Below are 24,254 nucleotides of genomic sequence, written 5' to 3' on the forward strand. Positions count from 1 at the left end.
TAACCCTGTAAGGTGTATCCTACAGCTAGTGGAGGAGGTGATAGGAGTGCCCCGTATCAAGTGCTCGGTAGCCGACTGCCTCTACCAAGAAGGCAATGAGTGCAAGGCATCCAGTATTCAGGTTCGTCCAACGGCCATGGATAACATGACCACGGTTTCCGATGACACGGCATGCGGAACTTTTATACCAAGACACACTGTTGCAATGAAAAAATGAAAAAATAAGAGAAAGGCCCTGCCCCTGGTGACGGGGCCTCTCATTTTTGAGGGGATTTCAAATATAGTATTCCAATTCTTTCTCGTGTTTCATCTGGAAGGCAGTGAAGATCTGGTCCCGCAGGTCAGCAAAATCTGAGCGGCTGCGATCTCGGGGCCGGCTGATTTCAACAGGGATTATCTTTTTAATCCGACCGGGGTGGGCGGTAAAAAGTACGACCCGGTCTGCCAGGAAGACCGCCTCGTCAATGTCATGGGTGACAAAGACGATGGTCTTTTGTTTTTCCTGCCAGAGGCGCACCAGTTCCTCTTGCATTTTGATGCGGGTGAGGGCATCCAGCGCGCCCAACGGCTCATCCATAAAGATGACTTCGGGGTCTACCGCCAATGCCCGGGCCAGGGCTACTCGCTGCTGCATGCCCCCTGATAGCTGGTGCGGGTGATGGTAGGCAAATGATTCCAGTCCCACCAGGCGGATATACTCCATGGCTATGGCCCGGCGGTGGGTGGTGGGCACCCCTTTTACTTCCAGGCCGTATTCCACATTGCCCAGCACCGAGCGCCATGGAAATAGGCCGTAGTTTTGAAAAATGGTGATGTAGCAAGGGTCCGGACCGGTCACCGGCCGCCCGTTAATCAGCACCTCACCCTGGTCAGGCCGTTCAAACCCGGCCATGATGCTTAACAGGGTGCTTTTACCACATCCGCTGGGACCCAGCAGGCAGAGAAATTCGTTGTCCTGCACCTGAAGCTGGATGTCTACCAGCACAGGCCGTTGTTTCCCCTCACTATCGGCGTAGGCCTTGTGTACACCCCGTACATCTATCTTTACTGCTGCCAAATTCCTTCCCTCCTATCGTGCTACACCCCACCGGCCGTGGGCTTTCCGCTCCAGCCAGGCAAACACCCGATCAATGGTAAGACCCAGCAGGCCAATGACTAGCATGGCGGCCACCACCAAGCCGGTTTCCATGCTGTTGCGGGCATCAATAATGAGAAAACCCAGTCCCGATCTAACCCCCATCATTTCCCCCGCTACCAGGAACACCCAGGCAGTACCTACGGCGATGTGCATGCCCATGGTAATGTAGGGGAAGGCGGCCGGGATGACCACCCGCCACAGAATGTGGCGTCCGGAGGCACCGAAGTTTTGGGCCACCTTCAGGTACACGGGGTCCACATTTTTGACCGCCGTTACGGTGCCGAGCAGGATGGGGTAAAAGGCGGCCATGAAGATGATGACCATAGCCGGCAGATCGCCGATGCCGAACCACAGGGTGACCAGCGGCAACCATGCGATGGGGGAAATCGGCCGTAATACTTGCACCAGCGGGTCCGCCGCAGCCCAAAGCCGCCGCGACCAGCCCAGCACGAGTCCCAGGGGTACCCCTGTTGCCGCGGCGGCCAGGTAACCACCGAAGAAACGGTACAAGCTGACACCGATATGTTCCCAGAGAGCACCGTTTTTGATTTGCTGGGATAGGCCGAGCACCACATCCGCCGGCCAGGGGAAGAGGTACCTGGGGTAGATGCCGGACCAGGCCACGGCCTGCCAGAGGACGATGGCGGCTGCCAGGCCGGCCAGCGGCAGTAAGAAGCGCTCCAGGCGGGTCAAGCTACTTCACCCCTCCGGCGGCCTGCCGGGCAAACCGGTCGTTGACCAGCTCTTCCACTTTGATTTCGGCCGGTAACAGGCGCCCCGGCTGGCCGTCCCAGGGAATTTCCCTTAAGTTTTGCTGGATAAGAGCCAGGTCGGATACTGCCGGTGTCAGATTGTCGTAGTCGATCCATTCCAGGGATTGCTCCCAGGCGTCCCGGGATAAGGGCATGTATTGTTGGGCAATGGCGATGGCTCCGGCTCTGTTGGCCATGATGTAGCGGCCGGCTTCCACCAGGCGGCTCACCAGCTCCTGGACCGCAGCAGGATTATCCCGGGCCAGTCGGGAGTTAAGCACCAGTCCGCAGCAGGCCCAATCAGGGATAACGTCCTGGGCTCGTTTTAACACCCGGGCCTTTCCCGTCACCACCGACTGGGCGCCAAAGGGTTCAGCTACGATGTATGCTGCTACTTCCCCCCGGGCCAGGGCAGCGGGCATTTCCGGCGGGGCCATTTCCACCTTTTCCACGTCCTCATAAGCCAGGCCGGCCTTCTGGAGGGCTTGATGGAGGAGGATGTTGTGGCCGGACAGGCGGTGCGGGATGGCTACCTTTTTACCTTTCAGGTCTTTAACCTCGCTAATGGACGGGTCCGCCACCAGGACATCGCCGTTCCTGTGGCTTAACAGTACCACCTCGGTAGGAATACCTTTCCCTTTGCTTACCAGGGCTAACTCCAGCATGGTGATGGCACCCTGAAGCTGGCCAGAATTAAGGGCTTCGGTTAAGTCCGGCCAGGAGCCGAATTTGACCAGTTCTAGTTGGAAATTTTGAAAGCCGGCTTTATTCTGGGCATCCGCTACTAAAAGTGGCAGAGAATGGGTAATGGGCAAGTAACCTATTTTAATCGTCGGTTTTTTGCCCTGGGCCGTGCCCGGTTTTTGGTCTCCACACCCGGCCACCAGGCCGGCTACCACCAATAATACCAGTACCAGGAGGATGATTTTCCTGCCCCCCATAATCTTTTTTCCGCTCCCTTCGTTCGTTACAGCCTTTATATTCCTAAACTACTGCCCGGTCTTTTTGGCCGGCTACCGCCAGCCCAGGCCCAGCCGCTGGCGGCGGATCAACAGCCGTATGGTCTGGGCAGCCAGCTTCGGGTAGGGCTCGGTATAAATTCGCGCCCCTACCTTTGCGTACAAGCCGTCGCCGGCAAAAAAGTCGGCTACTTCGTTGCTGCCCCGTTCGTATTCATCGGGCGCCGTCGCCCCCTCCCGGGGCCGGGGCTGAGGGACGGGGATGGGCCCGGGAAAGCCGATGACGTTGGACACCCCGTGGGCCAGGAAGGTTACTCCCTGCCCTACCGTCTTTTCGTTGCCGGGTTCCGGGCCGACGAAGACAAAGGGCATCTGTTTCACCGCCACCCCGGCCGCCGCCGCCAGGTCGATAAACAAGCGTAAAGTGCGGGTATTGTCTACACAGCCGCCCACCGCCAGTACCGGTGGAATGCCCCTGGCCTGGCAAACCTCCTTGAGGCCCGAACCGGCCCATGCCGCCGCTTGTGGAGAGCACAGCCCGGCGTTTAACAGGGCGTGGGAACAGCACCCGGTGGTGGTCACCAGGATGTCGGCCTCGATGAGGCGCCGGACCACCGTTACGTGATTAAACTCGTAGGGAACTTTCGGCGTGTTGCAACCTACCACCGTGGCGATGCCTTTAATTTTTCCTTCCCGCAAAAGGCCCAGCAGGCCTTCGATCCCGCCGAATACTTCGGTAATGGCCTCGTAACTCCATCCTACCATAGCCTCGGTAGTGACCTGGGGAATATGGATTTTGCTGCGATCCCGCCGGGCAAAAGCCTCTACCGCCAGCCGCGCGACTTTAAGGGCATCTTCCTCCAGGGTTTCCGGCCGCTCCGGGTCGAAGGGAATATGCACCGCCCCGGGAATGCGGTTGGAGTTGCAGGTGGTGATTACCTGGGTACCGAAACAGTCGGCGACGATTTTCATTCCGGGAATAACGCACTGCATGTCTACCACTACCGCATCCACCGCACCGGTGCCCAGGGCCAGTTCCTGGCCCATAATGTTGGTTACGGTGGGGATGCCGTAGCGGGCCAGCAACTCGTCGCCGGTGCAGCACATGCCGCCAATTACGATGCCCTTGGCCCCCAGGCTCTTGGCCAAACCTTGGATTTCCGGGGTGGCTATTTTCTCCAGGATTTTCTCCACCATCACCGGCGAGTGGCCGTGCACCAGGATGTTGACGTGGTCTTCCCGCAGGATGCCGTAATTGACCGTGGCCAGTTTGGGCCGGGGAATGCCGAACAGCATCTCGGTGGCCAGGGAGCTGCCGAACAGGGTGCTGTAGCAGTAAGCCAGGGCGGAGCGGAGTTCCTGTTCCACTAGGGACATCCAGTCACTGGTACCTCCCAGGGTGGTCATGTGCAGGGTTTCCATGATCTCGTAGGCAGCCGAGCGCGGCAGCACGCCGAGGGTTCGCCAGGTTTCCAGCCTTTCCGCCGGGGCGTAGGCTTCCAGGGTGCGCAAGGGGGCCATGGTCATGCGGCCCAGGTCGTCTAGCAGCACCTGAGCCACCTCCCGGGCTACTTCCTTCAGCTCCCGCCCTTCGGTGTTAAGCCCCAGCCGCCGGGCCACGTCCCACACCCGTTCTTCTCCTTTGAGGGGCAGGTGGGCCTTGCCCTCCGCCGCCGCTATTACGGCCAGTATAACTTCATGGGCGTGTCGGCCGTGAGCCGCCAGGCCGGCTACCAGCGCCCGCACCAGGTTGGCCATAATGACGGTGCTCATATCCCGGCCGCAAATGCCGCGGGGGCGTTTGTCACTGAGCCGGCAGGGGCCCCACTGGCACATACGGCAGCAAAGGCCTCGCAGACCGTAGCCGCACATTGGTTGTTGAGCCTCGTAACGATCCAGCCAGGTTTCCACGCCTTGCTGGTGCAGGTGTTCCAGCAGGTCTTTGCTGGCCGGGTTGGGGGTGAGGTTCAGCACGTCTTCCCGGCCTGGCATTTCAGCATTCAATTGGGGATACTGGTACTTCATGGGTAAGCCCCTTCCTGCAAGTTGTTAAATACCTTGGAACAGGGAGGTTGACAGATAGCGCTCCCCGGTATCCGGCAGCACAGCCACGATTCTCTTACCGGCATTTTCCGGACGAGCGGCGATGCTAAGTGCTGCGTAGCAGGCAGCCCCGGAAGAAATGCCCACCATCATTCCTTCTTCTCGGGCTAGGCGCCTAGCTGTTTCGATGGCATCTTCGTCGCTCACCTGGAAGATTTCGTCAAAAACCTCGATATTTAAAATCTCCGGCACGAAACCCGCCCCAATGCCCTGAATTTTGTGGGGTCCGGGCATGCCGCCGGAAAGGACCGGCGAGGCGGCCGGTTCCACCGCCACCACCCACAACCCGGGAATGCGCTCCTTTAACACCTCGCCGGCACCGGTGATGGTACCGCCGGTCCCGACGCCGCAGACCAGGACGTCCAGCTGCCCGTCGGTATCGGCGTAAATCTCTTCTGCCGTGGTGCGGCGGTGGATGGCTGGATTGGCCGGGTTTTCAAATTGCTGGGGGATAAAGGCTTTGGGATATTCGGCCGCCAGTTCTTCCGCCCGGCGGATGGCACCCTTCATCCCCTCTGCTCCCGGAGTAAGTACCAGTTCGGCGCCGTATCCTTTAAGGAGCTTGCGCCGTTCCAAGCTCATTGTTTCCGGCATGGTCAGGATCAGCTTGTACCCCTTGGCGGCGGCTACCATGGCCAAACCAATCCCCGTATTACCGCTGGTCGGTTCAATAATCACCGTCTCCTTATCCAGGAGTCCCCTGGCTTCGGCATCCTCGATCATAGCCAAGGCTATACGGTCTTTGACGCTGCCGCCGGGGTTAAACAGTTCCAGCTTCACCAGCACTTCCGCCGCCGTCCGGTTAATGCGGTTGAGCCTGACTAGCGGCGTTCCTCCAATGAGGTCGACGATGCTCTCGTAAATTCGGGCCATAAACATCTCATCTCCCTAGATAAAATAAATATAGTATTCAAATCAAATTACACGGAATTAATCGTGTAGTAATTTTATCACTTTAGTACGCTATTCATCAAGAGGATTTCAATGCCTGTTCCAGGTCAGCCTTAAGATCCTCGGCATCCTCCAGCCCTACTGAAAGGCGTACCAGGTCAGGAGTAATCCCCAAGCGATGTTTAAATTCTTCCGGCAGGCTACCATGGGACATGGTAGCAGGCAGGGTGATAATACTTTCTACTGCGCCCAGGCTGGAGCCGATGACCGGCAGGCGCACCTTATTGATTACCTGGCGGGCCAGTTCCGGTGTGGCCAGACGGAAAGACAATACACCTCCGGCGCCGCGGGCCTGCCGGAAATGCACCTCCCGGCCCGGATGGCCTTCCAGGCCAGGATAATAAACGGCCTTCACTTGCGGGTGCCCGGCCAGCCATGTTGCCAGGGTGGTGGCGGTTTGCTCTTGCTGGGCTAGGCGTACTTTTAACGTCTTAATACCGCGCAAAATAAGCCAGCACTCGTGGGGTGCCAGCACTGCTCCCAGGGTGTTCTGCAGCATAGCCAGCTCCCGGGCAAGGGTGACATCCCTGGTTACTGCCAGGCCGGCTAGGCAGTCGCTATGCCCCCCCAAGTATTTGGTAGCGCTGTGTACTACCACGTCAATTCCCAGTTCCAGAGGCCTTTGCAGGTAAGGCGTCATAAAGGTGTTGTCAGCTATGGTTATGAGCCCGTGCTCCTTGGCTAAGGCAGCAGCCCGGGCCAGGTCAGTAATTTTCATCAGTGGGTTGGAAGGGGTTTCAAGGTAAAGCCCTCTAGTGGAAGGCCGGATCTGGGTAGCCACTGTTTCCAGGTCAGTAGTATCGACAAAGGTAATTTCCAGGCCAAAGCGTTTGAAGACCCTGGTCAGGGCACGGTAAGTGCCGCCGTAGATATCCTGGGAGACGAGGAGATGATCACCGGCGGAAAAGAGACTCAAAGCAGCGGTAATGGCCGCCATCCCGGAAGCAAAGGCAAAGCCATAGTTGCCTCCTTCGAGATCGGCGATGGCTTCTTCCAGGGCTCGCCGGGTTGGATTGCCGGAACGGGTGTATTCGTATTCGCCCGGTTGCTCCAGGCTCTCCTGGGCAAATACCACACTCTGGTGGATGGGGATACTCACCCCGCCGGTGACAGAATCCATAGCTGAACGGTGATGGATGAGGCGGGTTCCCGTTTGCATTTGGTTAATTGCACCTTCTTTTCTACAAAGTAAGCTAACCTGCCAGTGCCTGGCTCAGGTCGGCTTTAAGATCATTGATGTCCTCCAGGCCAACCGACAAACGTAATAGACGATCGTTAATACCCAGTTTCAGCCGCATCGCTTCAGGGATCTCGGCGTGGGTCTGGCGCTCGGGGAAGGTAATCAGGCTTTCTACCCCGCCCAGGCTTTCAGCAAAAGAAATAATCTTTAGGCGTTGCAAAATCTGCTCTACGAGTTCTGGGCGGGCTACTTCAAAGGAAAGCATGGCCCCAAAACCGCGGGCCTGGCGCTTATTGATTTCGTGTCCGGGATGATCCGGTAGCCCCGGATAGTAAACCCTGGTCACCAGGGGGTGTTCTGCCAGCCACCGCCCCAGCTCGAAAGCATTGGCCTGAGCCCGTTCCAGGCGTACGGCCAGGGTTTTTAACCCCCGGATTACCAGCCAGCAATCCTGGGGACCCGGAATCGCGCCGATGGTATTTTGGATAAAGGCAAGTCTTTCACCGATGTCCTCCCGGGCAGCAACTACTATTCCCAGCACGACGTCATTATGGCCACCTAAGTACTTGGTAGCACTGTGGACTACCACATCGGCTCCCAGCGCCAGTGGCTGCTGCAGGTAAGGGGTCATGAAAGTATTATCAACAATGGTAAGCAACCCCTGCCGGCGGGCCAGGTCGGCGATAGCAGCGATATCGCTGATCTTCATTAAAGGATTGGTAGGCGTCTCCAGAAAAATAGCTTTGGTGTTGTCCCTGATGGCTTCGCTGAGGGCAGCCAGGTCAGTGGTGTCCACCAGGGAAAACTCCAGACCAAAAGGGACGGCTACCTGGTTCAAAAGACGGTAAGTACCACCATAAAGATCTTCAGAAACCACCAGATGGTCCCCGGGACGGAAAAGGCAGAGGACAGCTGCAATGGCTGCCATACCGGAGGCAAAGGCCAGGCCTCGACAGCCATTTTCCAGCCTGGCCATGCCTTCTTCCAGGACCTGACGGGTAGGGTTTCCAGTACGGCTATAGTCAAAACCTGTACTCTGGCCCAGGGCCGGGTGGCGGAAGGTAGCCGACTGGTAAATGGGGGTGCTGATGGCGCCCGTCGCCTTATCGTATCCCACCCCCAGTTGTACTAACTTTGTTGCTAAATGCATGGATAAGCCCCACCTCCTTATGTCAACAAAAAAGCCCTTCACAGACGAAGAGCTTTTTTAACTCTCATCTGCCAGGAATATCTCCTGCAGGAATTGGCACCGTACCTTAACCCAGTAAGGCCGGTTGCCGGGTTTCATCGGGCCTGTCCCTCCACCAGCTCTTGATAAGAGTCTGCCCGTATTTACTTTTGCTTTGCATTTTTACAGTTTTTTAATCGGAATAGTTGTATTGATTATACTATTTTCTTGGCGGTACCGTCAAGGGTGAGAGTTTGTAGTTTTTGTGATGAAAAGGGGCCCTTGACAACTTTTCCTGGTCGAGGTAAAATCGAGACAAATTCCAACTAAAACGATAGAAAAACTTAATTATGAATGGGAGGTTAAGTCGATGAGTATCAACGCCTGTGAAGAGCGGGAGACAATTTTTCCGTACCTGGCTTGATTCCGGGCAGGGTAAGGTTATAGGGGCAGGTAGTGATGCCGCCAAAAGCTCAAAGGAACCTTTTACCATAATGGTTCTACAGCAATAAAAAACTGCCTGCGGGCTTCGCAAATAAAGAGGGGGAGAAAAATGGTTCAAGAAGTGAAAACAAACCGCTCGCCGCTTTTGAAAAGTGAAGATTGGTGGGCAGTATGGATCGGGTTATTCATTGTCTTCCTTGGTCTGTTGAAGGTAACCGGCGTTGACGCCATTGGCTGGGTTGTTAAAACCAATATATGGCTCGATCTTTCCAGGGCCCTCGCTCCAGTTTCGGAGGTGTACAGGGGTGTTCCCGGTGTGGTCTCACTTTTTCTTACTTATCTTTTTATCACAGCAATCCTCGCTCTTGGCGTGGCTGCCATGGGAGGCAATGTCAGGCGCTTCGTTGCGGGGTTTACCATTATCTTCTTCATTACGTACCTCAGCCTGATTATCGGTAACTACGCCTTTATTGCGGCAACGCCGGACCAGTTGGCCAAAGTGAAAATTCCCTGGTCCTTGGGGATGACCGGGGAGGCGGGATTTATTATCGCCCTAATCGTGGGTTTAATTATCGGCAACTTTTTCCCTGGGCTAACAAGATATCTTCAGGAAGCTACCAGGCCCGACTGGTTTGTAAAGACAGCCATCGTTATCCTTGGTGCTAAAATCGGACTTGCGGCCCTCCAGTCTACGGGCCTGGCCGCCCAGGTAATCTGGCGAGGCTTATTTGCTATCGTCGAAGCTTACTTGATATACTGGCCCATAGTTTACTTTGTTTCCCGCAAGTACTTTAAATTCACCCCTGAATGGGCAGCGCCCCTGGCCTCTGGTATTTCTATTTGCGGTGTTTCGGCAGCTATTGCTACCGGTGGGGCCATCAAGGCGAGACCAGTTGTGCCCATTATTGTTTCTTCCCTGGTGGTTATTTTTGCCGTCGTAGAGCTGCTAATTTTGCCCTTTGCCGCCCAGGCCTGGCTCTACAAGGAACCCATGGTCGCCGCGGCCTGGATGGGGTTGGCGGTCAAGACCGACGGGGCGGCGGCGGCGAGTGGCGCCATGGTCGATGCCCTGATCAGGAGTAAGGCCGCCGGCGCCCTGGGTATCAGGTGGCAAGAGGGTTGGATGTTGATGACCACTACGACCGTCAAGGTCTTTATTGATATCTTTATTGCCGTCTGGGCCTTCATCCTGGCTGTGGTCTGGTCCTGGAAAATTAACAGGCGGGGTGAAAAAGTAACGGCCGGGGAAATATGGTTGCGGTTCCCGAAATTCGTTATCGGTTATGCTGCCCTTTTTATCATCATGCTCCTTCTTGGCTCGACTGGCGATAAAGGGACACTCAAGCTCTTAAGTGCAGGAGTTGGCCAGGCCGATACCTTGCGCGGCATCTTTTTTGCCTTAACCTTTTTCACCATCGGCTTAATATCTGACTTTAGGAAACTCTGGGGAGAAGGCATGGGCAAGCTGGCTGTGGTCTATGTAATTTCCCTGTTTGGCTTTATTATTTGGATTGGCCTTTTAATTTCCTGGCTCTTGTTCCGGGGGATAACCCCACCGCCAATAGCATAAAAAAGGGGGAACAAACATGGACAACAAAGAACACCTGTTTAAAGGGGAACAATGGTTTGATTTGCTTCCTGCCGAGAAAAAGTTAATAGGCTACAGCCTGGGGATGGGGATCGCTCTTCTAGTTATCATGTTTTTCCTAACTCGTACTGTTTAGGAGCTGGATTCCTACGGTTACTAATAAGGCGGCTCCCCTATCAAATGAAGAAATAGAACGTGATGGCCCCGGCAGATTATTTTGCGGCAACGTTAATTAGGGGCTTAACCGTTCAATTCTTCAAAGGGGAGCGCTTTTCGTTTTTCGTTCGATGAACCCCAAGAACGTTCCGGTAGAAGTGTCCGGGACTGATGTAAGCTCTTCATACTGCAACACTTTCAGACCTAAGACCAATAATCTCCTTAATTTCATCGAGATTTAGCTCGAAAAGTGTTGCTTGTTGGATAAACCTTAGGTGTACGCATGGCGTTGCGCAACAACAGGTTGCTTGGTTTTGCAAGAAAGAAGTGATATCGGTGCAGAATGGTGTTTAGTAATAATCCATGGGGTTAGTTGGCTCGCCGCGGAGTAAAACCATGTAATCCAGATGGGGGCCTGTACTCCAGCCCGTTGACCCAACTCGGCCGATTACTTGACCCTTTTTTACTTCCTGTCCCTCCCGGACCAGGATTGCCGATAGGTGGTTATACTGGGTGGATAACCCGCCGCCGTGATCAATGACAATGAGATTACCGAAAGCGCCGCGATAGCCTGTGAAAATAACCTGGCCGTCCAAGGTGGCAATGACTTCCGTGCCTTCGGGTGCCGGGATATCAATACCCATATGGAAACGCCTGGTCTTTAGCAAAGGATGGATGCGCCAACCGAAGGGTGAAGAAATCTGGGTATAACCCGGTACGGGCCAGAGCATACCCTTTGTTCCCTCAGGGGGCAGCTGTCGTTTACTTTTGTCTTGGATACTCCGGATTTGAGCCGCAATTTCGCGCGCCAGCGCTTCTTCTTCCGCTAAAGCTTGAGCTACTCGCTTTTTTTCCTCCTCAATCTGGGCCAGGAGCCGCCGCTGGCTTCCTTGGCGGGAAGCTAACTGGACCCGTTGCCTATCTGCCTCGCGCCGGAGCATGGCAACCTTATCCCGCTCCGCTAACAGTTGGGCCTTCCAGGCGGCAATTTTTTCCCGTTCCACCTTAATTTCCTGAATGAGTTTCATATCAGCCCGGGCAACTCTGGTTAGCAGTTCCATCCGTACCAGGAAGTCTTCTAGGCTGGTAGACTGGAGGAGTACCTCCAGGTAGTTGACCTGGCCTATCTGGTAGATATCCTTTAGGCGCTTGCGTAAAATCTGCATACGTTTTTCCTGGGCTGCTTCCGCCCGTTGCAGTTCTCTTGTAGCTTGTAAAATATTACGTTGGGCTACGGCCAGTTCTTCATCAAGTTTGAGTATTTGTTGTTCTTTTTCCTGGATTTCCTGCTCTACTTCTTGCAATTGCTGGAGTAAGGCTTGTCCTTCATCGTTTTTCTGCTCTAAAATCCTTTTGTGCTCTTGAATATTTTGTTGTAACTGTTGTTGTTGCCTGTTCAATTGTTCCAGGGTCTCACCATACGCTGGCATGGCACTTAGAGCTAATATTATCACAAGTAGAAAAAACTTAGATCTACAACGCAAAATACCACCTCTGTGCAAACCCAATTGTCTCTTGATATTGACAGGAGCGGCTTTTAGAATAGCCGCTCATCTTAATTCTTTACCTGGGTTTTCCCTACTTCGGGGTGATCATTTCTGGTGGTATCCTTTTGCTCCCCATGCTGACATTCACTACGGTTATGGCCCCCCATCATGAAAAGGTGCATGAGGGGACAGAGCAAAAACAATAACCAGGCCCAACTACCACCTGAGGTGCTATCACTTGTAGCTGCCCCGCGAGCCAATAAGAAAAATACGGCCACTATCATCAGGCCACAACCCAGGAGCATTAACAAGCTATGCTTTCTATGGTTCATCCCCAATCCCTCCTTATTTGCAGTTAATAAGACATCAGTCTATTCCCAGAATATACCCCGGCCGGGTATATGTCAAGATAGGAATATTATCTTTCAGACGCTTCCTATATTTCCCTAATATTGTTCATAATATCTTCACATCGGTCTCTAGTATCAGGTAGAAGGTGTTTTCAGTCCGGCAGCCCTTTTTGCTCGGTCTGCCCCTAGCTACAGGGTATTATTCGTTATAGATAGCCGGCACCTTGCCTGGGGTCCCTCCAGCACCCGCCGACGTATTGCCTGCCCTAGCAGATCCACTAGCATAACCATTGCCAGGATAGCCATTATTAATGTCAACACCTCGTTATACCGGAAGAGCTTCATACTGATGATTAACTGGCTCCCGATTCCACCAGCTCCTACTAACCCGAGTACAGTTGCGGCCCGCATGTTGCACTCCCAGCGGAACAGGGTATAGGAGAGAAAAACTGGCAGGCTGGCGGGTAATCGGGCCAGGAACAGCAGCTGTAGGCGGTTTGCCCCGGTAGAACGGACTGCCTCCACTAGGCGGTGGTCGACGCTTTCAAAGATTTCTGCATAAAGCTTACCCAGTATTCCGGTGCTATGGGCCGCCAGCGCTAGTACGCCGGGGAAGGGACCAAGTCCTACTGCTACTACAAAGATGAGGGCCCACAGCAGCTCTGGAATGCTGCGTAAAAGATTGAGCACTAAGCGGGCAATGTAGTACTTTGCCCAACACAGCCTCCAGGCCAGGATTCCTCTGCAAGGCCGGGAGAACTCCTCGCCCTGTTCCCGGAAGGCCAGGATGGAAAGGGGAAAGCCCAACATTACCGCCAAAAAAGTGCCCACGAGGGAAATTTCTATTGTTTCGAGCATCAAACTAAGGGTATTGCGGAGGAATTCAGGGCTGACCTCGGGAGGCCATAACCCTGTCACGAAGCGGGCAATGTTCCTGGCATTCCCCGGTTCGAACAGGGACCTGGGAGAGAACTGGGTTTGGTGGGCGCTAATGGCAGTGGCAATAAGTAATAAAATAATGAGCATCGCATTATACAAGCCGGACCTATGTTCAAGTATCTTTCTCTTGCCGTTAAGCATAACACCGATTCTCCCCGTAAACGTTCATATCCGTGATGCCTTCCGGCAAGCCATCATATACAAGTCGCCCTTCGGAGAGAACTAGCAGACGGGAACAGTAGCGCAAAGCAAAATCCACTTGGTGCAAATTAAGGAGGATAGTGGTGCCTTGGGAGGCATTCAACTTTTTCAATGCCTCTAAGACCACGGTTGCAGTCCTGACATCCACGGAAGCGATGGGCTCATCAGCCAGCAGCAGTTCCGGGCAGGAAATTAAAGCCCGGGCCACCGCCACCCTCTGCTGTTCTCCACCTGATAACTCGTTGGCCCGTCGGTACATTTTGTCTGCCATTCCCAGTTGCTCCAGGGCGGTAAACACTCTTTCCCGCTCTTGGGGAAGCAAAGTGATAAGAGAGCGTAAGGTCTGAAGCAAGGAGTAGTTGCCTATGCCTCCTATCAGTACATTGTGAGCAACACTTATGGTAGGTACCAGGTGGGGGTGCTGGTACACGAAGGCCATACGCCGCCGCAACCGCTGTAGGCCTTTGACAGAAATTTGGTCCATGGGCTGTCCCAGCACTATCAAGGAACCAGTGGTCGGGCGCAGGGCACCGTTTAACAACCGGAAAAAAGTGGTTTTCCCGGCCCCACTGTGCCCTAGGATGCCTACCACTTCACCTTTCCTAATAGTTACTGTGACATCCCTTAAGGCTTCATGCCCGCCGGGGTAAACTTTAGAGAGCTTTTGCGCTTCGATAACTACCATGGATATCATCCCTAGCTACTTTTGTAACAATCCCAACCTGACGGCTTCTTGTTCTATATAACGGTAATCGGCTGCGCTTACCCGGGCATATCCTTCGGCCCGCATCAGTTGTAACAACTTTGGGTCGCGAATTTCCAGAAAAGCGTTGGTGATACGTTCAACCAGTTTCGGGTCGAGGGAGGCCCTTACCACCCAGGGATAGCCTTCAATGGGATCGGACTTGGCCAGAACCTTTATTTTGGCCTTATCCACAACCCCTTTTTCTTGAAGGGCATACAAGATCCGGTCCTCGATTCCTCCTGCGTCTACGGTACCATTTTGCACGGCTAGGGCGGTAGCGTCGTGGCCACCGGTATAGAGCACTTGTTTCAAATCATCAGGTACCTTTATTCCGGCCTTGTCTAACATGATGCGGGGGTATAGAGAACCGGAAGTGGAGTTGATATCCCCGAAAGCAAAGGTTTTTCCCCTAAGGTCAGACAGGTCTTTCAGGGGACTATCGGAACGAGTAATGATCAAGCTATGATACTTGGTGGTATGGGTGAAGCGGTCTATTTCAGTCACAATGGGGTAGATATCTGCTCGTTGTTTGGCCTGCACATAGGTCAAGGCCCCAAAGTAAGCAAGATCTAACTTATCACTGGCCATGGCTTCCACCACACCAGCATAGTCAGTAGCTACGAACAGTTCCACGGGCATGCCCAGTTTTTGGGCCAGGTAGGCTCTGAAGGGCTCGTACTGAGCCTTAACCTTATCCGGCGATTGATTGGGGATTAAACCTACCCTCAACGGTTTGGCCGGGTTTGGATTACGGCTCCCGGTACAGCCCATCAATAATACCACTACAAAGGCCATTAAAGCCCCAAATACTAATATACGAGTATTAATTTTAGTTGTTCTGAATGGCATGCGGCAAATTCCCCCCAACTTTACCTTTTCTTACCTACAGTAGGTCAGCGCTTCTATAGCCGCCGGACCCCGGGAAATTGGCGAAGCCCGGGCAACAGGTGAGGTGGCCTGTAGTCTGGTTATTTATTCTCCAAGAAATAATTAATTCCTGTTATCTCATTTATTCCATTTTGGAATACCACCTGTATTGTAAACAATAAATTGCAGCAAGGAAGTCTCTTCTGTCTCCTGGGTTAAGGGAAGCAACGGAGTTAACAGATAAATAAAATTTTCACTCAGGGGATAAAATAAAAATTGATTATGAGAGGAAAGTCTTGACGTTCTTTAAGGGAAGGTCTATACTAGTTTTAGGATACCCCTAAGGGGTATATGCCAGAAAAGGGGGGTTGCTTATGGCAACAGAGGTGGCTACTACCAGGATAAGTTTACCGGTAGAAGGTATGAGTTGTGCTTCTTGCGTAGCCAAGATAGAAAAAGCCCTAAAAAATATCTCAGGTGTACAGGCTGTTCAAGTTAACCTCTTGACCAGGAAGGCTACAGTTGAGTACAACCCAAGGAAAGTTCAGGTTATGGCACTGGTCAAGACTATAGAAGAGCTGGGTTACAACGTTCCCCAGGAAGAAGTTTTATTAAATATCAGGGGGATGAGCTGTGCCTCCTGCGTAGCCAAAATAGAAAAGGTGGTGAAGAGCCTCCCAGGGGTGACGGAGGTGGTGGTCAACCTCCCGGCGGAGTCCGCCCGCGTGCGCTTCTATCCCGGGGCTGTTAGTAAAGGCGAAATAAAAAAGGCTATCAGTGAGCTCGGATACGAGGCCAGTGAGAAAGTAACCGGTCAGGAAGCTTTGGATCGGGAGAGGGAGGCCCGGCAGCGGGAGATTCGGCGACAGGCCCGCAACATGTGGATCGCCTGGCCGCTAGCTATACTGGTCATGCTAGGGCAGTTCCGGGAAGTTTGGATCCTTCGTTATTTTGTTCCCGAGTTCTTGCACAACCCGTTACTCCTGTGGCTCTTAACTACTCCAGTGGTCTTTATCCCTGGCTGGCAGTTCTTTGTGAATAGCTGGAGGGGCCTAAAGAAAGGCGCCACCGATATGAACTTGCTCTATGCCACCGGTATCGGAGCAGCTTATATCATCGCTACTATTAATAGCCTCTGGCCGGAGGCCGGCTTTGGCGGTAAAGGTGCCACCTTCTTTGAGTCCGCTGCTCTCCTCACCGCATTTATCGTTCTGGGCCGTTACCTGGAGGCTTTAACCAGGGGCCGCACTTCCGAGGCCATTCGTAAATTGATGAGCCTTCAGGCCCAGACGGCCAGGGTTATCCGGGACGGCCAGGAGATAGAAATCGCGGTGGATGAGGTGGTCATCGGCGATATCGTGGTGGTGCGGCCGGGAGATAAGATTCCGGTCGATGGCGAGGTGATCGAGGGCTATTCGGCAGTGGATGAGTCCATGATCACGGGCGAGAGTATCCCGGTGGAAAAGAAAGTGGGCGACCAAGTTATCGGGGCCACTATCAATAAAACAGGCTCTTTTAAATTCCGGGCTACCAGGGTAGGGAGCGAGACGGCCCTGGCCCAAATCATAAAAATGGTGGAAGATGCCCAGGCTTCCAAAGCACCGATACAACAGCTGGCTGATTTTGTGGCCGCGCACTTTATATTCGGGGTGCACGTCCTGGCCCTGATTGTCTTCCTCTTCTGGTTTTTCTACGGGTTTGATCGTTATTTCCTCCCGGATAGCCGTTTTATCCTTTCTCCCTATAGCCTGGCGGAAATCGGGGTTTTTGGCTTTGCCCTGCTCCTAAGCGTGACCACTCTGGTCATCTCCTGCCCCTGCGCCTTAGGCTTGGCCACCCCCAGTGCCATGATGGCTGGCACGGGTAAAGGGGCGGAGAACGGAATCCTCTTTAAGGGAGCCGATGCGGTAGAGGCTAGCTCCAAGCTCAATGCTGTGGTTTTTGATAAAACCGGCACCCTAACCAAGGGTGAGCCCGAAGTAACCGATGTTGTGGCCGCCAGTGGCTGGGATGAAGAGCGTGTGTTGCTTTACGCCGCTACAGCGGAAAAAAATTCCGAGCACCCCTTGGGCGAAGCTATCGTCCGGGAAGCTAAGGCCCGTGGCTTAGAGCTGGAAGATGCGACTGAGTTCCGGGCCATACCTGGCCGCGGGGTGGAGGCCTCCTGGCGGGGAGAAAAGATCCTTTTAGGCAACCGGCGGCTCATGGCCGAAGAAGGGATAGACATAAGCCGGCTCTTGCCCCAAGCTGAGAAACTGGAAGAGCAGGGCAAGACGGCCATGTTCCTGGCGGTGGGCGGGAAACCGGCTGGAGTTATAGCCGTAGCCGATACCCTGAAGGAATACGTACCGGAAGCCATCGCGAGGCTAAAAAGAATGGGTATCCAAGTGGCCATGATTACCGGCGATAACCGGCGTACGGCTGAGGCCATTGCCCGGCAGGCAGGCATCGACCGGGTGCTGGCCGAAGTACTTCCCCAGGATAAGGCCAGCGAAGTAAAGAGGCTCCAGGAACAGGGCCTTAAGGTAGCCATGGTAGGCGATGGTATCAACGACGCGCCGGCATTGGCCCAGTCCGATGTGGGCATAGCCATAGGCAGCGGTACCGACGTAGCCAAGGAGACGGGCGAGATCATCCTTATTAAAAATGATATCCGCGATGTGGTGGCGGCTATCGAGATAGGCCGGGCTACCATGCGTAAAGTTCGGCAAAATCTCTTCTGGGCCTTTATCTACAACACTTTGGGTATTCCTATAGCCGCCGGCATTCTCTATCCGTGGACCGGTCTCATTGTGAGCCCCGAGTTAGCCGCTTTCTTTATGGCTATTAGCTCGGTATCCGTGACCCTAAACACTCTGCTTTTAAAGCGCTTTGAACCTTCTACCAAGGACAAAAAGGTGTGGACGGCACCGGCCAAAGCGAAATATAAGTATGCTTAAACAAGCTAGGCGCCGGTATATTCCTGCTGCAATGCGGTCCTGGCATAAGTCGAGCATGGAGTACCGGCCTGGCCAGTGGGAGGAGGATTAAAATGCCTCATAACCTTAATAATACTGACAAAGTGGCCAAAATAAGCGCCATTCTTTATACCGGAATTTCCCTGGTGGTGGCTTTGCTTTTTCTCTTACTGACCTATGTCACAGGGAAGACATATAGTCCGGTGGCCCGCTACGGCGGCGTTGCCTGGGTCTTCATCCTCACCATGATCATCACCATGCCCGTGGTCATCCCCTGGGTGCAGAAGCGATACCAAATGTAAACTTTAGGCGTAACCTTTAATTGAACACAAGAGCAAGAAGGGCAGCCTTTGTTCTGGCTGCCCTTCTTGCACCGTACCTTTGTTGGGGTAGCTGTAGGCTCGGACCAGTACGGGGATAAGCAGCGGATACAGTTGGGACTGTCGGCCCTTAGACCAGCGTGAGCGGTTCTTCCCTTACTTCACCATCAACAATCCAAAAGGCGCGAAGTTGCGGACCGGACGGCTCCTTGAGGGAGAGAATAAAATATAAGGCTTCAGGATAGAAGGCCAGACGGATATCCGTAGGAGAAGGGTAGGCTTCGGTCGCAGGATGGGAATGGAAAATACCCATAACCTCCCATCCCAGCCCTTCCACCTGGCGGAAGATCTTAAGCATCTCCCGGGGGTCGATATTATACCGTACAGGGCTCTTTTCGGTATTGGACGTGGGGTAGAAGGCCAGGATTTCTCCCCCTTGACCCGCCAAAATTCCACAAGCCTCATAGGGTAAAGATGCGTAGGCATGAGCCACCATTTGGTCAAACAACGCTCTTTGCAGTTTCATGTCCCGCACCTCCGTGGCTGGGAGAGAGGGATCATGCTTAAGTATCGCTCACCAGTATCGGGAAAAATAGTAACCACCGTTTTCCCCGGCCCCAGTTCTCGAGCCACCTTTACAGCCGCCCAGGCCGCTGCGCCGGAGGATAAACCGGCTAAGATTCCTTCTTCACAAGCGAGCCTCCGGGCCGTATCAAAAGCTTCTTCGTCGCTGACGGTAATCACTCTATCGATAATGTCCCGGTTCAGGACCCCGGGTATAAAACCCGCCCCCAGGCCCTGGATGCGGGTAATCCCCGGCCGGCCTCCGGAAAGTACTGCAGATTTAGCGGGCTCTACAGCTATTACTTGGATACCGGGAACCCGCTTCTTTAAAACCTCGCCCACGCCGGTAATGGTTCCCCCGGTACCGACTCCTGCCACAAAAGCATCCACCTCAGTATCGACTGCAGCCAGGATCTCTTCCGCCGTGGTAACCCGGTGGATCTGGGGATTGGCGGGATTGGTAAACTGGCGCAACCAATAGTATCCTTTCTTTTGGGCCAGTTCCTCTGCCGCAAATACTGCTCCGGACATCCCTTCAATAGCCGGAGTGAGGATTATCTCCGCTCCCAGCCAGGCGAAAAGCTTTTGGCGCTCCACTGACATGTTTTCCGGCATAGTTAAAATTAGGCGATAGCCTTTGGCCGCAGCCACTATGGCCAGGCCTATCCCGGTATTGCCGCTGGTGGCCTCTACCAGGGTATCCCCTGGGCGAAGCAGGCCCTTTTGTTCGGCCTCTTCCACCATGGCCAGGGCAATGCGGTCCTTGACGCTTCCCCCAGGGTTGAAAGCTTCCACCTTGGCCAGTACCCCGGCTGCTCCAGGGCCAGGCAGTCTGTTCAAAGCCACTAAGGGGGTTTGTCCAATTGTTTCTAGAATGTTGGCGGCAATTTTCGGCTTCACCCTTACAGCCCCCCGGCCTGGTTCTTTAAACCGCAGTACTCTTCATAATCGATAAGTTTCCTTATGGTGGGACTTTCCCCACACACCGGACAGGAAGGGTTCCGGCGTACCCGGAACTGGCGAAAGTTCATCTCCAGGGCATCGATGAAAAGGAGTTTTCCCGCCAGGGAGGAACCTAGCCCCAGGAGAAGTTTTAAAGTTTCCGCAGCCTGGATAATCCCTATCAGGCCCGGCACTACCCCCAGCACCCCTGCTTCGGCACAGGAAGGAACGCTCCCCGGAGGTGGGGGAGAGGGATACAGGCAGCGGTAACAACCTTTACCGGGAAGAAACACTGTCGCCTGGCCTTCAAACCGGAAGATGCTCCCATCTACCAGGGGTTTCTCCAGGAGTACACAGGCATCGTTTACCAAGTAGCGGGTGGGAAAATTATCGCAGCCGTTGATGACCACATCGTAATCCCGGATGACCTCCAGAGCGTTGGTTGAAGTCAAACTAAAGGGGTAAGTAACAACTCGCACATCAGGATTGATATCGCGCAAGGCGTCTTGAGCCGATTCCACCTTCAAACGGCCTACATCGTGGCCGTGGTGTAAAATCTGGCGCTGCAGATTAGAAAGGTCTACCCGGTCAAAATCTACCAGGCCCAGAGTCCCTACCCCGGCTGCCGCCAGATAAAGGGCAGCGGGCGATCCCAGACCGCCCGCACCGATTATAAGTACCCTGGACTCAAGAAGTTTTTGCTGGCCCTTGCCGCCTACCTCGGGCAGGATAATATGCCGGCTGTAGCGCTCGATCTGTTCTTCTGTAAGGCTGCTGCCCCCGGCCATGGCGGGGATCAGGGCTATTTGATCTCCCTCTTTTAAGGGCGTCTCTTTTCCCTGTAGGGAACGCACCTCAGCATCATTGACGAAGACATTCAAGTGGTGCTGGATTTCCCCTGCGTCATCCAACAGCCTTTCCCTTAAGCTGGGGTAGCTGTGGATCAACTTCTCCAGCACTTCTCCTACAGTGCCGGCTTCTAGGCGGATATGGGCCTGGCCGCCGGTCAGGTGGCGGTAGGGCGTAGGAATATAAACCGACACTACAGGCATATCTCTCCCTCCTCAGTCTACTTTTTCAATCAGCAGGCGGAAGGCCTCACCCAGTTTTTCCACTGCCAGGATGCGGTGTCCCTCCGCCTTGACGCTGCGAGGAACATTACGCACTGGTTCTCCGGCATCCAGCACGACCTCCAGCACTTGCCCCGCAGCTAGCTCTTCTAAGGCCAGCTTGGTACGAACAAAGTTCATGGGGCAAGCCGTTCCTCTCAGATCCAAAGAAATGTCGGGTTTGGGCGTCATCCCTCTCACCTTTCCAAATCCTCATACTCGGGAAAAGTAGCTACCAGGCCAGGGTAGAAAAGGTTTTGCCATCTAGGTTTCTGCAAATCTTCAGCCGTCAGCAAGTATTCACCTATAACAGGCAGAAGTGCCCGCCGCAGGCCGTTAATACCTACACGGTCAATAGTTTCTCCTATCCGTTCTCCCTTCTGGCCATTTTCCTGGTACCAGCGAACCACCGTTTCAATTACCGGAAAAACCAGTTCATCGGGAACCAGGGAAGCCAAGGGATAGGCCACATGGGGGTGGCGTCCATGTTTCCCACCTACATAAACTGCGTGTCCGCACCTGCCGCTTGAAAGGGCATCGCTAGGGCAGCTGTGAACGCAATCGCCACAGCCCAGACAGAGGTCGGGATTCAGCACGGGAAGTTTATTTTTCATGCTAAGGGCGCCTTCGCGGCAGACCTCTGCGCACAGGCCGCAGCCTATACATTTTTGGCTTTCCAGAACAGGCTCTATTTCCCCTTGGAACCCCAGATCGTTTTCCCGGGCCCTTACACAGTCATTGGGACAGCCAGAAAAGGAAATTTTAAATTTATGGTGGAGATCCAGGCCGAAGTACCGGTTGTTAACTTCTAGAGCCAATTTTTGAGTGTCGACGAGGCCGCTGGGATTATACTCGCAGCCGCCACAGGCAATAGGCACCCGCACCCGCTTGCCGCAAGAAGCTATCCTTTGCCCGGCGGCGGCCAGCTCGCGGGTAACGGCTTCTATATCGTCTAATTTAATGTGCAAAATTTCCGGCGACATGCGCACTGAAAGATGTATCAGTCCTTGCCCGTACTTTTCCGCCACATCGGCAATAGCCCGCAGCCTCTGGGCAGTGAGCCTCCCGCCGGGAGCCATACAGCGCACCGTTACCATCTGCTTTTGCTTTTGGGGAATAAGCCCACCGGCCTTCAGTTCTTCCGGGGATAACATGGAGGTTTCCTCCCTTCGCGGTTGGCGAGCTTTTTTCTGCATGAAGGAGATCCTACAGGGTCGTAAAAACCTACTAACTTGATTAACATACTTGTATATTAAGCAATCAAATTACTTTTGTCAAGGCACCCTTCGCAGTTTTTTCTTTTTTCCTTCGTAATGTCTTCACAAATTAGCAGTAAAATATTAGCCACAGACGTACCATTGGGGGAGGGGGGTAAATGTAATTGAGCACAGCCAAAAGCCTGGTCATTAGGCGGGCAGTGCTAGCGGGGTTGGTAGCATCTTTAGCCCTGGTAGCCTTCTATTTTTTGCTGGTAGGATTTAGTTCCGGTTCGTGGCAACACAGCACAGAACTCCTGGCTCAAGACCGTTTTTATGTCCTGGCTATTACCGCTGGATTTGGTACGCAAGTCGGTCTCTTTAGCTATATGCGACAGGTGCAGAAGCTAGTGCGGGTGCGCGGTGCAGGAGCGATGGCAGCTTCGGGAACAGGAGCCTCTACCGTCTCCATGCTAGCCTGTTGCGTACACCACCTAGGGGAAGTTTTGCCCGTGTTAGCAGCCTCGGGAGCGGCCATCTTTTTCGAGAAGTACCGTTATCCTGTAATGTGGATTGGTATAGCCATCAACCTGTTGGGTATTTATCTAATGGTGCGAATGATAGCCAGGCACCGTCTCTGGGTTTGATTCACCATAACCCGTTACAGTTTTGGCCTGGCCGTTGGCTAACATTTTAGAAAGGGAAGGTGAGGAAATTTGGTGCAAAGAAAGAATCTGCTTTTGATTTTTCTCCTTTTCCTTTTATTTTTGATAACAGTTATGACCGGATGCGGCCAGAATAAAAGTCAAGCTAACTCCCAGTCGTGGGAGAAAACGGTACAATCCCAGCAGGGTGAAAAGGAGAAAACAACGGAATCCCGGGTAGGAGAGGCCGGGACAGAGCCTAGTAAGGATAAGCAGCCCCCGGCTGCAGAAGAGGGCTCAAAACAAAACCTAGCGACTGGGTCCCGCCAAAAACAGCAGCAACCGGTGGACAGCAAGCCTCCGATTACCAAAAGGCCGGTGGAGGCCACGTTTTATGAGCGACGGGAGTCCAAAGGCGGGATAGAGGTAGAAGTTACTTGGGTTACCCCGGAATACTTAAGGGCACGCGGGCAACAACCGACAGCAGAACAGGAACGGGACTTAACCTCTAACCTGGTCTTTAACGTAGCTTTAACTGCCCACTCAGGCAATCTAATGACTTTTGATTTCGTCGGTTCTACCTCCCTGAAAATCAATGGGAGGGAAGCCGGTAGAGGAACGTGGGAACTGGTGGACAACGACGCTCACCACCCAGAAGGTATCCTGCGTTTTGCCGCTCCGACCGGCGAGCCGGTTAAGGATTTAACTCTAACTATTAAGGGCCTGGGTGGGGTTCCTGAACGTATATTTAAATGGGAACTTCCTTAGATAAAAATCCACAATCTGTTCATACGTACGGCAAACTTTCTTCACAATCAAGTGTTACCATAATAAATGAAAGGAATACACAAACAAAGGAGGCGTGATTTATGAAAAAGAAATTGGTCGTTGTTGTGGTCACCTTGCTCCTGGTAGCGCTGGCGGCTCCTGCTGCCTTCGCGGCCCTGAGCGACCAGCAAAAAGAAGAAGTCAATAAGCTCTACCAACAGATGTTCGAACTAAAGAAGCAGATTATCGATAAGTATGTAGAGGGCGGGGAGATTACCCCGGAACAGGGCCGCCTAATGAAAGAACACCTGGATTATATGCAACAGTATCATAGGGACTACGGCTTTGGTATGATGGGTGCTGGTCACTGTGGCGGCGGTTTCTTCGGAAACAATGGGGGACAACCTGCTCCTTCCGGTTATAGCTACGGAGGGGGTATGATGGGCGGCTACGGTATGATGTACTAAATACTGGGTACAAAAATTAGTAGAAGCAAGACCCTGATCTTCATAGTTCAGGGTCTTGCTTAATTAAGAACTAACTTAGCTCCCAAACCCCTGAAGCCTGTCGAACGGGGCCGCACTAGTTGCCTTCCCGAAGGAGGAGAGAGCCTTGGAATTCCTTACAGCATATTTACCTTATCTCATTTTAGAAGTGATGTGATAAACCCCTTAAATCAAGGCTAATTGCAGTCGAAAACACGAGATAAATAATAGGTGATGTTTA

Annotated in this window: 25 protein-coding genes and 1 riboswitch; of the genes, 8 read left to right on the forward strand and 17 right to left on the reverse strand. The window is 53.5% G+C overall.

Going from position 1 to position 24,254, the window contains the following annotated elements:
• Positions 1–46: 46 nt before the first annotated feature.
• The gene (locus tag AC1BI1_RS11020) at positions 47–217 is read left to right on the forward strand and encodes a DUF1540 domain-containing protein (RefSeq protein ID WP_476717346.1); all 171 of its coding nucleotides are present in this window, start codon (positions 47–49) and stop codon (positions 215–217) included.
• Between the two features lie 57 nt (positions 218–274).
• On the opposite strand, the gene AC1BI1_RS11025 is transcribed toward AC1BI1_RS11020, so the two are convergent.
• The 7 genes from AC1BI1_RS11025 to AC1BI1_RS11055 form a co-directional block, all read right to left on the reverse strand.
• Positions 275–1,057 carry an ABC transporter ATP-binding protein gene (locus AC1BI1_RS11025; protein WP_476717347.1) on the reverse strand — a complete coding sequence of 261 codons (783 nt, stop codon included), beginning with the start codon at positions 1,055–1,057 and terminating at the stop codon, positions 275–277.
• Positions 1,058–1,069: 12 nt separating this feature from the next.
• Positions 1,070–1,831 carry an ABC transporter permease gene (locus AC1BI1_RS11030; protein ID WP_476717348.1) on the reverse strand — a complete coding sequence of 254 codons (762 nt, stop codon included), beginning with the start codon at positions 1,829–1,831 and terminating at the stop codon, positions 1,070–1,072.
• A gap of 1 nt (position 1,832) precedes the next feature.
• Positions 1,833–2,831, reverse strand: coding sequence for an ABC transporter substrate-binding protein (locus AC1BI1_RS11035; protein ID WP_476717349.1), 999 nt, complete (start codon positions 2,829–2,831; stop codon positions 1,833–1,835).
• Positions 2,832–2,903: 72 nt separating this feature from the next.
• Positions 2,904–4,874 (reverse strand): anaerobic carbon-monoxide dehydrogenase catalytic subunit, encoded by a 1,971-nt coding sequence (gene cooS / locus AC1BI1_RS11040; protein ID WP_476717350.1) that lies wholly within the window; start codon positions 4,872–4,874, stop codon positions 2,904–2,906.
• A gap of 24 nt (positions 4,875–4,898) precedes the next feature.
• On the reverse strand, positions 4,899–5,825 hold the full coding sequence (gene cysK, locus AC1BI1_RS11045) for a cysteine synthase A (protein WP_476717351.1): 927 nt from the start codon (positions 5,823–5,825) through the stop codon (positions 4,899–4,901).
• Between the two features lie 97 nt (positions 5,826–5,922).
• Positions 5,923–7,062 carry a trans-sulfuration enzyme family protein gene (locus AC1BI1_RS11050; protein WP_476717352.1) on the reverse strand — a complete coding sequence of 380 codons (1,140 nt, stop codon included), beginning with the start codon at positions 7,060–7,062 and terminating at the stop codon, positions 5,923–5,925.
• Positions 7,063–7,096: 34 nt separating this feature from the next.
• Positions 7,097–8,233: a trans-sulfuration enzyme family protein gene (locus AC1BI1_RS11055; protein WP_476717353.1), complete on the reverse strand. Its 1,137-nt coding sequence runs from the start codon at positions 8,231–8,233 to the stop codon at positions 7,097–7,099.
• Positions 8,234–8,294: 61 nt separating this feature from the next.
• A riboswitch (SAM riboswitch) is annotated at positions 8,295–8,404 on the reverse strand.
• 400 nt (positions 8,405–8,804) lie between these two features.
• On the opposite strand from AC1BI1_RS11055, the gene AC1BI1_RS11060 reads away from it, so the two are divergent.
• Positions 8,805–10,265, forward strand: a complete 1,461-nt coding sequence (locus tag AC1BI1_RS11060; RefSeq protein WP_476717354.1) for a putative sulfate exporter family transporter — start codon at positions 8,805–8,807, stop codon at positions 10,263–10,265.
• 16 nt (positions 10,266–10,281) lie between these two features.
• On the forward strand, positions 10,282–10,419 hold the full coding sequence (locus AC1BI1_RS11065; protein ID WP_476717355.1) for a hypothetical protein: 138 nt from the start codon (positions 10,282–10,284) through the stop codon (positions 10,417–10,419).
• Positions 10,420–10,789: 370 nt separating this feature from the next.
• Here the strand turns inward: AC1BI1_RS11065 and AC1BI1_RS11070 are convergent, their stop codons facing one another.
• The 5 genes from AC1BI1_RS11070 to phnD form a co-directional block, all read right to left on the reverse strand.
• Positions 10,790–11,923: a murein hydrolase activator EnvC family protein gene (locus AC1BI1_RS11070; protein WP_476717356.1), complete on the reverse strand. Its 1,134-nt coding sequence runs from the start codon at positions 11,921–11,923 to the stop codon at positions 10,790–10,792.
• Between the two features lie 71 nt (positions 11,924–11,994).
• Complete coding sequence (locus AC1BI1_RS11075) at positions 11,995–12,258, reverse strand: DUF2933 domain-containing protein (RefSeq protein WP_476717357.1); 264 nt, start codon at positions 12,256–12,258, stop codon at positions 11,995–11,997.
• Positions 12,259–12,465: 207 nt separating this feature from the next.
• The gene (gene phnE, locus AC1BI1_RS11080) at positions 12,466–13,356 is read right to left on the reverse strand and encodes a phosphonate ABC transporter, permease protein PhnE (RefSeq protein WP_476717358.1); all 891 of its coding nucleotides are present in this window, start codon (positions 13,354–13,356) and stop codon (positions 12,466–12,468) included.
• Positions 13,349–14,101: a phosphonate ABC transporter ATP-binding protein gene (locus AC1BI1_RS11085; RefSeq protein ID WP_476717359.1), complete on the reverse strand. Its 753-nt coding sequence runs from the start codon at positions 14,099–14,101 to the stop codon at positions 13,349–13,351. Before AC1BI1_RS11085 ends, phnE begins: the two co-directional genes overlap by 8 nt.
• A gap of 15 nt (positions 14,102–14,116) precedes the next feature.
• Positions 14,117–15,010 carry a phosphate/phosphite/phosphonate ABC transporter substrate-binding protein gene (gene phnD, locus AC1BI1_RS11090; RefSeq protein ID WP_476717360.1) on the reverse strand — a complete coding sequence of 298 codons (894 nt, stop codon included), beginning with the start codon at positions 15,008–15,010 and terminating at the stop codon, positions 14,117–14,119.
• Between the two features lie 392 nt (positions 15,011–15,402).
• Here phnD and AC1BI1_RS11095 point away from each other — a divergent pair, with 392 nt between their 5' ends.
• Both AC1BI1_RS11095 and AC1BI1_RS11100 read left to right on the forward strand, forming a co-directional pair.
• Positions 15,403–17,967 (forward strand): heavy metal translocating P-type ATPase, encoded by a 2,565-nt coding sequence (locus AC1BI1_RS11095; protein ID WP_476717361.1) that lies wholly within the window; start codon positions 15,403–15,405, stop codon positions 17,965–17,967.
• A gap of 92 nt (positions 17,968–18,059) precedes the next feature.
• Positions 18,060–18,287: a hypothetical protein gene (locus tag AC1BI1_RS11100; protein WP_476717362.1), complete on the forward strand. Its 228-nt coding sequence runs from the start codon at positions 18,060–18,062 to the stop codon at positions 18,285–18,287.
• Positions 18,288–18,435: 148 nt separating this feature from the next.
• On the opposite strand, the gene AC1BI1_RS11105 is transcribed toward AC1BI1_RS11100, so the two are convergent.
• The 5 genes from AC1BI1_RS11105 to AC1BI1_RS11125 are packed head-to-tail and all read right to left on the reverse strand — an operon-like array spanning position 18,436 to position 22,074.
• The gene (locus AC1BI1_RS11105; RefSeq protein ID WP_476717363.1) at positions 18,436–18,831 is read right to left on the reverse strand and encodes a M67 family metallopeptidase; all 396 of its coding nucleotides are present in this window, start codon (positions 18,829–18,831) and stop codon (positions 18,436–18,438) included.
• Positions 18,828–19,769, reverse strand: a complete 942-nt coding sequence (cysK, locus tag AC1BI1_RS11110) for a cysteine synthase A (RefSeq protein ID WP_476717364.1) — start codon at positions 19,767–19,769, stop codon at positions 18,828–18,830. The genes AC1BI1_RS11105 and cysK (AC1BI1_RS11110) overlap by 4 nt, the downstream gene beginning before the upstream one ends.
• 2 nt (positions 19,770–19,771) lie before the next feature.
• Positions 19,772–20,863: a ubiquitin-like small modifier protein 1 gene (locus tag AC1BI1_RS11115; RefSeq protein WP_476717365.1), complete on the reverse strand. Its 1,092-nt coding sequence runs from the start codon at positions 20,861–20,863 to the stop codon at positions 19,772–19,774.
• Positions 20,864–20,875: 12 nt separating this feature from the next.
• Positions 20,876–21,112 (reverse strand): sulfurtransferase TusA family protein, encoded by a 237-nt coding sequence (locus AC1BI1_RS11120; RefSeq protein ID WP_476717366.1) that lies wholly within the window; start codon positions 21,110–21,112, stop codon positions 20,876–20,878.
• Positions 21,113–21,117: 5 nt separating this feature from the next.
• Positions 21,118–22,074: a 4Fe-4S dicluster domain-containing protein gene (locus AC1BI1_RS11125; RefSeq protein ID WP_476717367.1), complete on the reverse strand. Its 957-nt coding sequence runs from the start codon at positions 22,072–22,074 to the stop codon at positions 21,118–21,120.
• A 227-nt stretch (positions 22,075–22,301) separates the two neighbouring features.
• Here AC1BI1_RS11125 and AC1BI1_RS11130 point away from each other — a divergent pair, with 227 nt between their 5' ends.
• The 3 genes from AC1BI1_RS11130 to AC1BI1_RS11140 all read left to right on the forward strand — a co-directional run bounded on the left by AC1BI1_RS11130 (position 22,302) and on the right by AC1BI1_RS11140 (position 23,995).
• Positions 22,302–22,763, forward strand: a complete 462-nt coding sequence (locus AC1BI1_RS11130) for a hypothetical protein (protein ID WP_476717368.1) — start codon at positions 22,302–22,304, stop codon at positions 22,761–22,763.
• A gap of 72 nt (positions 22,764–22,835) precedes the next feature.
• A complete protein-coding gene (locus AC1BI1_RS11135; RefSeq protein ID WP_476717369.1) occupies positions 22,836–23,528 on the forward strand; it encodes a hypothetical protein in 693 nt (230 codons plus the stop codon).
• Between the two features lie 101 nt (positions 23,529–23,629).
• Entirely contained in the window at positions 23,630–23,995 is a 366-nt protein-coding gene (locus AC1BI1_RS11140) for a DUF2680 domain-containing protein (RefSeq protein ID WP_476717370.1), read from the forward strand.
• Positions 23,996–24,254: the final 259 nt, after the last annotated feature.

Source organism: Thermanaeromonas sp. DSM 22490, from assembly GCF_056378755.1.

Excerpts from the sequence above, each read along its gene's own strand:
- AC1BI1_RS11035 (WP_476717349.1), bottom strand. The coding sequence starts at position 2,831 with ATGGGGGGCAGGAAAATCATCCTCCTGGTACTGGTATTATTGGTGGTA.
- cooS (WP_476717350.1), bottom strand. The coding sequence starts at position 4,874 with ATGAAGTACCAGTATCCCCAATTGAATGCTGAAATGCCAGGCCGGGAA.
- cysK (WP_476717351.1), bottom strand. The coding sequence starts at position 5,825 with ATGGCCCGAATTTACGAGAGCATCGTCGACCTCATTGGAGGAACGCCG.
- AC1BI1_RS11050 (WP_476717352.1), bottom strand. The coding sequence starts at position 7,062 with ATGCAAACGGGAACCCGCCTCATCCATCACCGTTCAGCTATGGATTCT.
- AC1BI1_RS11055 (WP_476717353.1), bottom strand. The coding sequence starts at position 8,233 with ATGCATTTAGCAACAAAGTTAGTACAACTGGGGGTGGGATACGATAAG.
- AC1BI1_RS11060 (WP_476717354.1), top strand. The coding sequence starts at position 8,805 with ATGGTTCAAGAAGTGAAAACAAACCGCTCGCCGCTTTTGAAAAGTGAA.
- AC1BI1_RS11065 (WP_476717355.1), top strand. The coding sequence starts at position 10,282 with ATGGACAACAAAGAACACCTGTTTAAAGGGGAACAATGGTTTGATTTG.
- AC1BI1_RS11075 (WP_476717357.1), bottom strand. The coding sequence starts at position 12,258 with ATGAACCATAGAAAGCATAGCTTGTTAATGCTCCTGGGTTGTGGCCTG.
- phnE (WP_476717358.1), bottom strand. The coding sequence starts at position 13,356 with ATGCTTAACGGCAAGAGAAAGATACTTGAACATAGGTCCGGCTTGTAT.
- AC1BI1_RS11085 (WP_476717359.1), bottom strand. The coding sequence starts at position 14,101 with ATGGTAGTTATCGAAGCGCAAAAGCTCTCTAAAGTTTACCCCGGCGGG.
- phnD (WP_476717360.1), bottom strand. The coding sequence starts at position 15,010 with ATGCCATTCAGAACAACTAAAATTAATACTCGTATATTAGTATTTGGG.
- AC1BI1_RS11095 (WP_476717361.1), top strand. The coding sequence starts at position 15,403 with ATGGCAACAGAGGTGGCTACTACCAGGATAAGTTTACCGGTAGAAGGT.
- AC1BI1_RS11100 (WP_476717362.1), top strand. The coding sequence starts at position 18,060 with ATGCCTCATAACCTTAATAATACTGACAAAGTGGCCAAAATAAGCGCC.
- AC1BI1_RS11105 (WP_476717363.1), bottom strand. The coding sequence starts at position 18,831 with ATGAAACTGCAAAGAGCGTTGTTTGACCAAATGGTGGCTCATGCCTAC.
- AC1BI1_RS11115 (WP_476717365.1), bottom strand. The coding sequence starts at position 20,863 with ATGCCTGTAGTGTCGGTTTATATTCCTACGCCCTACCGCCACCTGACC.
- AC1BI1_RS11120 (WP_476717366.1), bottom strand. The coding sequence starts at position 21,112 with ATGACGCCCAAACCCGACATTTCTTTGGATCTGAGAGGAACGGCTTGC.
- AC1BI1_RS11125 (WP_476717367.1), bottom strand. The coding sequence starts at position 22,074 with ATGTTATCCCCGGAAGAACTGAAGGCCGGTGGGCTTATTCCCCAAAAG.
- AC1BI1_RS11140 (WP_476717370.1), top strand. The coding sequence starts at position 23,630 with ATGAAAAAGAAATTGGTCGTTGTTGTGGTCACCTTGCTCCTGGTAGCG.